A 4,573-nucleotide genomic window follows, 5' to 3' on the forward strand; every position below is an offset into this window, starting at 1 on the left:
AACTTCTGTGTATTATACATGGAAGTTCCTTTTAAGGTGAATTGACCTAGACAGGAAACATTTACAATGATACAATTCCGCATGTTGTTACAGGTTGCATTTTTCTGTTTCCTGGCGGGTTTTACGTCAGCTAACCGAAACCTGACGTAAACTCTTTTGGGTTTGAGTTGCAGCTCAAACCCTTTATTGTTGTGATTTAAAATAATTCATCATGTAATTTATCCTAATCTCTGCTGCTTGTAATGAAACTCCATAGAAATTAGCTACCTCTCTTGGAGTCTTAAATCTTGACATTCCTGAACGTGGCATTAAAAGCTCAGCAGCAAATTGGTTAGCTTGTTTTTCTGCACTGCGATAGACAGGTATTTCATGAGAATCAATTACGCGTTGGAAGGGTAAATTTGTATGTAAAAAAAGATGACCAAGTTCATGAGCAACTGTAAATCTTGCGCGACCATTATCATCGTACGCATCTTTATAAATATCCTCTCTTAAAACAATGAATTTGCCTTGCGGGTCTGTTAAACCACCCACATTTCCAAGTTCTTCCTCATCTGCGATATGTAAACAATATCCTGGTCTCATAGTAGGCAAAATGTATTCAGCAAAATCCATAACTGGGAAAGCTTGGTAATCTAACAATTTCAGTTCTTTTCGAAGTAAATCAGTAAAAAAACCAATTTTCTCCCAACTATAAGGAGGAACTTCGTAATCAATACTTTTCTTCACCTTCTACTTACCTTTTTTTTTCTTTTATCTGTTTCATTAATTTTTTCATTTTTTCTACATCTTCTGGAGAAATGTTATCTATAACTCTAGCAAACATACCAACAAGTTCACCTGTGGATGAATTAGAAGACTTTATTGTAAAACTTTTGCGGCAAGCATCAGCCTCTTTTCTTAAGAGAGAAACCATATCTTGATCTAAATCGTATAATTCTATGATCTTTTCTTCCATACCAACAGGTACAGATTTTTTGCCAATCTCAACAGAAGATAAAAATGCTACAGATATATCTAATTTTTTAGCCATATCTAAAAGGCGTTCTGCATGATCAATACGGAGTTTCCGTAAGGTTTTACCAAAGGATGTAAGCATCAAATAGAACTCCAAAGGACGTATAATTAATCTTGATAAGTTGAATATATTTTATCTTAAGGTATAAATCAACTATTTTTTTACAATAATTACAAATTGCCAATAGCAAAAATTTAAAAATTATCGAAAGTGGCTTGACATTATAGTAGGAGTATGAATAATCGAATCAGGTGCCTAAGAAACACCTTAAATCGATAGCGGATAAATTGCCGACACAATCTCTTCTCCGCACATTAAAGACTTTGACTCATTATATGCTACATGCATATAATAGATTTGTCGGGTGTAGTTACGCTATACAATACTCTTTATGGGGAAAGCGTAACGACGGACTATCGACCGTGTTTCTTAGCGCCCGGCATTCTTCTGGAATGTCAATAAGAAACCTCTAATCGATAGGAGTTCACTATGAACACTCTTATAGAAATTAAAGAACGGGTTATTGATCAGGAAACTGTTCAAACTGTTAACGCGCGTGATTTGCATGCGTTTTTGGAAATAAAGTCTGAATTTAGAAATTGGATTAAAAATCGCGTTAAAGAATGTAAATTTCAGGAAAATATAAACTTTATAACTGCGGTAAATTTTTACCGGGGTGGAAAAATAAAAGAATACCACATTACGTTAGACATGGCTAAACATCTTTCGATGATAGAGCGTAATGATAAAGGGCATGAGGCACGCCAATACTTTATCAAATGCGAACAGCTTTTGAAACAAGTAGTGACACCACAAGTTGACTACTCCAAACCGGAAGCATTGCTTGGTGTTTTGAATCACTTACAAAATCAAATCGATCATAAAGATCATGTTATCGCTGAATTAGCACCAAAAGCAAAAGCTTTGGAAGGTTTAAAGCGTTCTGATGGTTTGTTTGGTCTTATTGAAGCAGCAAAGATGTTAGAGGTAAGACCTAAGGATTTAACGGATTACTTGCGTAAACATGATTGGGTCTATCGACGTGCTCCAGGAGCGCCTCTGTTACCTTATCAGGATAAAATCAAGAAAGGATTCATGGATTGCCCTGCGATCACCATTCAAAGACCGGATGGTACAGAAAAGGTACTCCCTTCAACGAAAATCACCTCGAGAGGATTGGCATGTTTGAGAGAACAAATCTTTGGGGGTGTACAATGAATACCAGTATTGATTTCTTATGCGATTTGTGGATGGCGCTGTATCAGTTTTCTGATCATCGAAGCATTGGAGATGAAAATTGTAATGCCATAGTTGAAGTTATGGAATTAATAGAAAAGGTTTTGATTTTAAAACTTCAAGATGAGATGCCAAGTATGCTTAAAATCTTAACAGTTCTAACAGATTTTGGTGATTCAGAGTTACCGCATAGCATGGATTCTTTGTTACGCGCTTATGAACCAAATTTCGAGAGCCCCATTAAAAAGGTTGCTTAATTAAAAAATAACCCCCCCGTTCTTAAAATGGGGAGGTGGTTAAGTTCTACATTCAAACTTATTAATTTTGGCAAATTCATCTGCTTTTTCTGCTTGTAAAATATGAACATCATAAGCAGCTTGCATATTAAGCCAGAACTCAGCTGTAGTATCAAAAAAAGAAGCCAATCTGAGAGCCGTATCAGGAGTTATTGGACTATTTTCCGCAACAATACGTTCTATCCTCGTGCGTGGAACATTCAATGCTTTTGCAAGGGCATAAGCAGAGAGAGCATATTCTTTTAAATATTCCTCCCGTAAAATTTCTCCTGGATGTATTGCAATATAATTTTTCATCTCGACCTCCTATAGATCAATGATAATCTATAATTTCAACTTCATAGGCGCCATTAATACGCCATTCAAAACAAAGACGAAACTGGTTATTAATACGAATAGAATATTGACCTTTACGCTCTCCTTTCAATGCTTCTAAATGATTTCCTGGAGGACTGCGCAAATCTTTAAGATCAACTGCTTTATCGAGCATAAACAATTTTCTTTGTGCTATGCGTACCAATGTCGCAGGAAAACCTTTAGGCGTCTTGCCTTCTAAAAGATCTTTACACCGCTTATCCGCAAAAGATTCAATCACCAAATCACCTCTATTCGTTCTTTTATGTATCATAACATGATACTAGTTTTAAGAAAAGGATAAATGTTAAATGACAGGAACACTCATGCATCCGAGAGAGACGATAAGAGAAACATTTGTTGCTTTGATAAGGGCGGCAAAAACAGTGGCTGGTGACAATGTTTTCAATATGCGTGACTTCAATTTATTTATTGAAACAATGCCAGCTATTAATATCTCAACGCAAAATGAAACCATTGAAGATGGACATGATTTTGGCTTAAGGCGGCGTGTTTTAACAGTAGATGTTGAATGCTATGCNTTAATCCCAATCTTAACAACACCGTTGAGATATGCCGCCTGCAAAATATTACTTTTGCCTTTGGTGATAATGGCGCTCTAGCACTCCACGGTGCAATTTTAACCTTTGACGTAACTTACGTCACCAATATCCCCAACATGGATGAAGAAGAAAGCAGTGTAACAGCAAGACTCGTTGAACCTTTCTTAAGCTTTGAACCAGAAACAGGCGTGAGAAATAAAGATAAATACCATAAAATTGAAGGTGGACATGTTAGAGCGGCGCGATAAAGAGATCACAGATCTAAAGAGACGTGTGGCCAATATGGTTGTGGTGGGGAAGATTAGCCATGTCGACCATAAAAACGCACGCTATCGGATAAAAAGTGGCAATCTTGTCAGTGACTGGATTCCAGACACACAAGCCCGCGCCGGTAAAACACGTTCTTATGAAGGACGCGATGTTGGAGAGCAAGTGATTGTTGTTTCATCATCAGGGGATTTATCACAAGGGGTGATTATTGGTTCACTTCACACCGATGCTAATCAAGCAGCCGATAAGGGCAGCATTCACCGAACGATATACCCTGATGGAACCAGCCTTGAATATGATGATGAACAAAATACTTATGGAATTCATATCAAATCAGGTGGAAAATTTATCCTGACAATCGCTGATGGTGTGTCACTAAAAGGTGATGGTGGGAATCTAGAGCTTACCGCACCGGAAGGCATAAAGATTGTTTCAAAAAGCGATATAAATTTAAACGCAAAAGGCGGCATCTCTTTGAAGGCAGGTGGTGGCGTTTCTCTGAATTCGAATGATAGTATCTCTCTTCATTCTGGGAATAATGTTTCCATTCATTCAAGTGAACTAAAGCATAACGACACCAATGTAGGAGCAACCCATGTTCATGGTGGTGTTTCCCCTGGTGGCTCGATGACTGGAGGTCCCAATTGAACAGTGGAATGGACCGTACAACGGGAAAGCCATTAACCGGCATTGATCATTTACGCCAATCAATCCTTGATATTTTGTCAACGCGGATTGGTTTGCGTGTAATGCGACGTGATTATGGTTCACGTGTTGCGGAACTCATTGATGCACCGGTTAATAATGCTTTTGCTGTTGCTCTTTATGCTGCTGTT

8 protein-coding genes and 1 pseudogene are annotated in these 4,573 nt (G+C 37.7%); 5 read left to right on the top strand and 4 right to left on the bottom strand.

Annotated features, from left to right (window positions below; all coding sequences use genetic code 11):
* Window positions 1-183: 183 nt before the first annotated feature.
* Both ACFILT_RS09590 and ACFILT_RS09595 read right to left on the bottom strand, forming a co-directional pair.
* Entirely contained in the window at window positions 184-729 is a 546-nt protein-coding gene (locus ACFILT_RS09590) for an ImmA/IrrE family metallo-endopeptidase (RefSeq protein ID WP_375679996.1), read from the bottom strand.
* 7 nt (window positions 730-736) lie between these two features.
* Window positions 737-1,099 carry an XRE family transcriptional regulator gene (locus tag ACFILT_RS09595; RefSeq protein ID WP_375680001.1) on the bottom strand — a complete coding sequence of 121 codons (363 nt, stop codon included), beginning with the start codon at window positions 1,097-1,099 and terminating at the stop codon, window positions 737-739.
* Between the two features lie 408 nt (window positions 1,100-1,507).
* Here ACFILT_RS09595 and ACFILT_RS09600 point away from each other — a divergent pair, with 408 nt between their 5' ends.
* Together ACFILT_RS09600 and ACFILT_RS09605 are read left to right on the top strand one after the other, a co-directional pair.
* Window positions 1,508-2,236 (top strand): antA/AntB antirepressor family protein, encoded by a 729-nt coding sequence (locus tag ACFILT_RS09600; protein WP_375679997.1) that lies wholly within the window; start codon window positions 1,508-1,510, stop codon window positions 2,234-2,236.
* On the top strand, window positions 2,233-2,511 hold the full coding sequence (locus ACFILT_RS09605; protein ID WP_375679998.1) for a hypothetical protein: 279 nt from the start codon (window positions 2,233-2,235) through the stop codon (window positions 2,509-2,511). Before ACFILT_RS09600 ends, ACFILT_RS09605 begins: the two co-directional genes overlap by 4 nt.
* 39 nt (window positions 2,512-2,550) lie before the next feature.
* On the opposite strand, the gene ACFILT_RS09610 is transcribed toward ACFILT_RS09605, so the two are convergent.
* Both ACFILT_RS09610 and ACFILT_RS09615 read right to left on the bottom strand, forming a co-directional pair.
* A complete protein-coding gene (locus ACFILT_RS09610; protein ID WP_100129256.1) occupies window positions 2,551-2,847 on the bottom strand; it encodes a HigA family addiction module antitoxin in 297 nt (98 codons plus the stop codon).
* Between the two features lie 16 nt (window positions 2,848-2,863).
* Window positions 2,864-3,178, bottom strand: a complete 315-nt coding sequence (locus tag ACFILT_RS09615; RefSeq protein ID WP_375639615.1) for a type II toxin-antitoxin system RelE/ParE family toxin — start codon at window positions 3,176-3,178, stop codon at window positions 2,864-2,866.
* A gap of 52 nt (window positions 3,179-3,230) precedes the next feature.
* Between ACFILT_RS09615 and ACFILT_RS09620 the strand changes: the two are divergent.
* The 3 genes and pseudogenes from ACFILT_RS09620 to ACFILT_RS09630 form a co-directional block, all read left to right on the top strand.
* Window positions 3,231-3,715: pseudogene (locus tag ACFILT_RS09620) on the top strand (hypothetical protein).
* Window positions 3,696-4,385, top strand: coding sequence for a phage baseplate assembly protein V (locus tag ACFILT_RS09625; protein ID WP_375679999.1), 690 nt, complete (start codon window positions 3,696-3,698; stop codon window positions 4,383-4,385). The pseudogene ACFILT_RS09620 and the gene ACFILT_RS09625 overlap by 20 nt, the downstream one beginning before the upstream one ends.
* On the top strand, window positions 4,382-4,573 hold a 192-nt coding region (locus ACFILT_RS09630; RefSeq protein WP_375680000.1), incomplete at its 3' end, for a GPW/gp25 family protein. The genes ACFILT_RS09625 and ACFILT_RS09630, both read left to right, overlap by 4 nt.

This window comes from Bartonella sp. AP7XZML (assembly GCF_042195745.1).
Lineage (GTDB): Bacteria > Pseudomonadota > Alphaproteobacteria > Rhizobiales > Rhizobiaceae > Bartonella.

What these genes read in the sequence shown, in the direction of transcription:
- ACFILT_RS09600 (WP_375679997.1), top strand. Translation starts at nt 1,508, where the DNA reads ATGAACACTCTTATAGAAATTAAAGAACGGGTTATTGATCAGGAAACT.
- ACFILT_RS09595 (WP_375680001.1), bottom strand. Translation starts at nt 1,099, where the DNA reads ATGCTTACATCCTTTGGTAAAACCTTACGGAAACTCCGTATTGATCAT.
- ACFILT_RS09615 (WP_375639615.1), bottom strand. Translation starts at nt 3,178, where the DNA reads ATGATACATAAAAGAACGAATAGAGGTGATTTGGTGATTGAATCTTTT.
- ACFILT_RS09625 (WP_375679999.1), top strand. Translation starts at nt 3,696, where the DNA reads ATGTTAGAGCGGCGCGATAAAGAGATCACAGATCTAAAGAGACGTGTG.
- ACFILT_RS09610 (WP_100129256.1), bottom strand. Translation starts at nt 2,847, where the DNA reads ATGAAAAATTATATTGCAATACATCCAGGAGAAATTTTACGGGAGGAA.
- ACFILT_RS09605 (WP_375679998.1), top strand. Translation starts at nt 2,233, where the DNA reads ATGAATACCAGTATTGATTTCTTATGCGATTTGTGGATGGCGCTGTAT.